A 2459-nucleotide genomic window follows, 5' to 3' on the forward strand; every position below is an offset into this window, starting at 1 on the left:
TACCGCAACTTGCAGGGCCCTATATCCCTGACTGATAACATGCTGCGTGATCATTGCCACGTCGCCACGCGGCAGGATTATGAGGATATGCGCGTAGCTCTTCCCAGCAATTTCAAAGACTAACCACCAACCGGCCACGGACGGCCTCAAACTGGAGAATTATATGATCAATTTAACAAGGGTAGTAATTATCTCAGGCGAGGGCACAGAGCCCGGCGCCATCGAGCCGCATACCGGCTTGCCCACGATGCGGGCCATCAAGGCGCGACTTACCCGCGAACGTTGCGGCGGTGACAGATGGGCACATGCTATCGCGTACGTAGCTGAGGGCGAGGGCGTTAACCTGGAGACTGATTCTCCGCGTTCCTGGCCTCCCGCGTATGATCGCGCATTCAAAGACTGACCAACCACCAACCGGCCAGGGACGGCCACACACAGGAGAACGACATGACTAGTGTTTTTGAACAGGCCCTGACGGGGGAATTGCCCGTTGATTTCAATCAGTGGGATCTGACAGACCAAAACGGATGGCCCGTTGCGCATATAGCGCATGCCGCCGGTCATTTGCCCGCGGATTTTGACCGCTGGGACCTGATCAACCCCTATTATAATCTGGTGATCCTGCCAGAACCACAGGAGACTATGATATGACACAAACACCCACCCAAGCTTTACAGGAGATTGATATTAGAGGCCTTTTCCACTTAGCCGCAAATGGAGAACTTGCCCCGGATTTTGATGCATGGGATCTGGCGGATGAGGATGGCTGGACGGTTGGCCACGTAGCCGCCGCTAAAGGCCACCTTCCCCCTGATTTTGATCAGTGGAAAATCGCGGATTCTGACGGTTTTTCAGTTGCGCATGCTGCCGCAGAGCATGGCCACCTGCCCCCTGATTTCGATCAGTGGGATATTGCAAACAACCGGGGGTGGACGGTTGCCCACCGGGCCGCGCAGTTCGGCCACCTGCCCCCTGATTTTGATCAGTGGGATTTAGCTAGCGTTCGCGGTATTACGGTTCGCGATTCGTACGAGACATCAATAGCATAACAACCACCACAGGCCAGGGACGGCCGCAAACTGGAGAATGAGATGAAATATTACATTGTAGAGTTTACCTATAGCGGCCCTAACCGCAACGATGCCGAACATGTGGATTTTAACAGGTTTGAAATCACGACCACGCCGCCCAGGCACGCAAGCGGTTATATTTGTTGGGAGGGCTGGCTTAGTACGTCTGACAATGTCACGCGATTTGCTTTAGGTCAGTATGACCGCCTGGCGGCTGCGGAATACAGATTACAAACTGGGCCGCTGCTACGGCAGCGATACCGCCGTGACCCCGTGGATGACCTGCCCCCCGATGTGCTGGCGGTTTATCGCCCGGGTCGCCTGCCTCCCATGTCGGATAATGCACTGGATCAGTGGCTGGAGTGCTCAGTACATATTACAGCGGACGACGGTAATAGGGGTCTGGCACGGCGTGCGGTGGCTCTGCGGTATGAGCTGGAGGAGGACGGGTACTCTGTGACTATGGGGCGGATGTTATTCGCACTGGCATTCCGGCTAGACCGTGCGCGCGAAGAACGGGAGGATTAACCACACCCGGCCAGGGACGGCTGCAATTTAGGAGACTATGACATGAAATATTACATTGTAGAAAAACATTATATAGGGCCCAACCCCCGTGACGTGGAGCATATCGATTTTAACCGGTTCGAGGTCACTACGAAGCCACCCCGGTATGAATTCATGGGTTTTACTCCTCGGGGCTGGCTGGGTACGTATGACAACGTGGATCTTTATGCCCACGGCATCTATGACAGTCTGGAAGCTGCTGAGGTGGCAGTTAAGGCTTTGCTGAGCGGCGAGTTCCGCCGGGATCCAGACGATGACCTGCCCCAGGATGTGCTGGCGGTCTATCGCCCTGGTTGCCTGCCTCCCATTACAGATGATGCACTGATCCAGTGGCTGGAATACATGATTGATATATCCGCGGATGATGACGATGAGGAACTGGAGCGACAGGCGGACACGATGATCCACGAGTTAGAGCAGGAGGGCCGCGGGGCTTATCGTTTGCAGATGCGCGATGCCCTGGAATTTCTGCGCGACAGCGCACGCGACGACTGACTGCCACAGGCCACGGACGGCTGCAAATTAGGAGAATGATATGAAAGAGATTCTCGAAAAATACGGGCTTGATACAGTCCATCTTCTTAAGGACGACGCGACGCAGTACTACGTACAATATTGGCAGCGTGGGTTATACAACGCAGTTACCTCGTCCGCATCAGATGACGACTTGGAACAACTGGCACATGCGATCCGGCAACGCGCCTACGCTAAAGGTTTTGGTCTGATGGATGTATACGAGATCCTTTGCACTAGACGTGACAGGCTGCTGATAGACGCAGCAAAAGATGTACTGGTAACCCTGCGCGACAACGCACGCAAAGG

General features: G+C 54.7%; 6 protein-coding genes. All 6 read left to right on the top strand.

Annotation, left to right across the window (positions count from 1 at the left end):
- The first annotated feature begins 163 nt into the window (after positions 1 to 163).
- Positions 164 to 403 (top strand): hypothetical protein, encoded by a 240-nt coding sequence (locus ACOCD2_RS16770; RefSeq protein WP_419625805.1) that lies wholly within the window; start codon positions 164 to 166, stop codon positions 401 to 403.
- Positions 404 to 447: 44 nt separating this feature from the next.
- Positions 448 to 651, top strand: a complete 204-nt coding sequence (locus ACOCD2_RS16775) for a hypothetical protein (RefSeq protein ID WP_419625806.1) — start codon at positions 448 to 450, stop codon at positions 649 to 651.
- A complete protein-coding gene (locus ACOCD2_RS16780; RefSeq protein ID WP_419625807.1) occupies positions 648 to 1049 on the top strand; it encodes a hypothetical protein in 402 nt (133 codons plus the stop codon). Before ACOCD2_RS16775 ends, ACOCD2_RS16780 begins: the two co-directional genes overlap by 4 nt.
- Positions 1050 to 1091: 42 nt before the next feature.
- Entirely contained in the window at positions 1092 to 1598 is a 507-nt protein-coding gene (locus ACOCD2_RS16785) for a hypothetical protein (RefSeq protein WP_419625808.1), read from the top strand.
- Between the two features lie 42 nt (positions 1599 to 1640).
- Entirely contained in the window at positions 1641 to 2132 is a 492-nt protein-coding gene (locus ACOCD2_RS16790; protein WP_419625809.1) for a hypothetical protein, read from the top strand.
- A 40-nt stretch (positions 2133 to 2172) separates the two neighbouring features.
- The coding region (locus ACOCD2_RS16795; RefSeq protein WP_419625810.1) for a hypothetical protein at positions 2173 to 2459 on the top strand (287 nt) is incomplete at its 3' end.

Source organism: Thiolapillus sp. (assembly GCF_048562965.1).
GTDB classification, from domain to species: Bacteria; Pseudomonadota; Gammaproteobacteria; order Chromatiales; family Chromatiaceae; genus Thiolapillus; species Thiolapillus brandeum_A.

Coding starts and splice junctions, on each gene's coding strand:
- ACOCD2_RS16785 (WP_419625808.1), top strand. CDS start 1,092: ATGAAATATTACATTGTAGAGTTTACCTATAGCGGCCCTAACCGCAAC.
- ACOCD2_RS16770 (WP_419625805.1), top strand. CDS start 164: ATGATCAATTTAACAAGGGTAGTAATTATCTCAGGCGAGGGCACAGAG.
- ACOCD2_RS16775 (WP_419625806.1), top strand. CDS start 448: ATGACTAGTGTTTTTGAACAGGCCCTGACGGGGGAATTGCCCGTTGAT.
- ACOCD2_RS16780 (WP_419625807.1), top strand. CDS start 648: ATGACACAAACACCCACCCAAGCTTTACAGGAGATTGATATTAGAGGC.
- ACOCD2_RS16790 (WP_419625809.1), top strand. CDS start 1,641: ATGAAATATTACATTGTAGAAAAACATTATATAGGGCCCAACCCCCGT.